The sequence below is a fragment of the Bradyrhizobium sp. UFLA05-89 genome (assembly GCF_059803475.1).
Genome location: NZ_JBANBA010000277.1, coordinates 1 through 1,040, shown reverse-complemented (window position 1 = coordinate 1,040; position 1,040 = coordinate 1). Strand labels below are relative to the sequence as shown.

Sequence of the window (1,040 nt, the reverse complement as noted above, 5' to 3'; positions counted from 1 at the left end):
GGGGTTGCAAGGTTCTCTGCTCCAGGTCGAAATATCCGAGATCATAGTGCATGAAGCTGACGAGCCAAATGCCCTCGTCGACTTCCCTGATTCCGAGCTTTTGGCCGGCCAGCGCGACTGAGATATTGATTTTCTTGCGGTGCAGACAAAGGCGGCCGCAGGATGTGATGACGACATCTCGATCGTGGAAGGGATAGGTCAGTCCGGGCAGGCCATCATAGCGGCGTGTCGAGGCCGTGTAGATGTCTGCGGGGCGCTTCATGTCGAGAGCCTCGTGGGGACGTTCGTGGTTGAACTCGTGCCTGAAGCTGTCAAAGCGATCCTGCTGCTGGAGGCTATTGGACCCCGGCGGTCTGGTGGCTTCTTTTTTGAGCGTGAGATGCATGCGCTCATGACGGCCGTTCTGCTGCGGATGGCCTGGCTTGATGCGCTCGATCGCAATGCCGAGCCTGAGCCACCACACCGACAGCTTTGAGAGATTGAACAAGGCATTGGCACTGGCAAATGGCACGCCATTGTCGGAGCGGATGGCAAGCGGCAGACCGCGTTCGCGAAACAGGCGCTCGAAGGCAGTAATTGCAGGATCTTCGCGGGTGGAATCGAGCGCCTCGCAGAGCAGCAGGAAGCGCGAGGCATGGTCCGTGACGGTCAGCGGATAACAGTATCGGCCATTGCCGAGCTTGAACTCGCCCTTGAAGTCGGTGCACCACAGATCGTTGGGAAGCGTGCCCTGCGACAGCGGCGTGCCGCGCGCGCGATGGCGCGGCCCGCCGCCGCGCTTGACGAGGCCGTGGCGGTCGAGCACCGCGTGAATGGTGCTTTTGGCGGGCACCTTGATGTCGCCATCGAGCCGACGCACCAGCAGCTCGCGGATCTTGCGGGCGCCCCAGTGCGGCTTCTCGCTCTTCAGCCTGACGATCAGGGTCTCGAGCTGTTGCGGAAGCTGGTTGGCATAGCGTATCGGCCGCCTGGAGCGGTCGCTTAACGCCTCAAGCCCGTGCTCCTTGTAGCGATCGAAAATCTTGTAGCCGGTCTTGCGG

General features: G+C 61.3%; 1 protein-coding gene. It reads right to left on the bottom strand.

Going from position 1 to position 1,040, the window contains the following annotated elements; genetic code table 11:
- Positions 1-1,040: helix-turn-helix domain-containing protein (locus tag SO139_RS46245; protein ID WP_498542160.1), on the bottom strand; the 1,040-nt coding region annotated here is incomplete at both ends.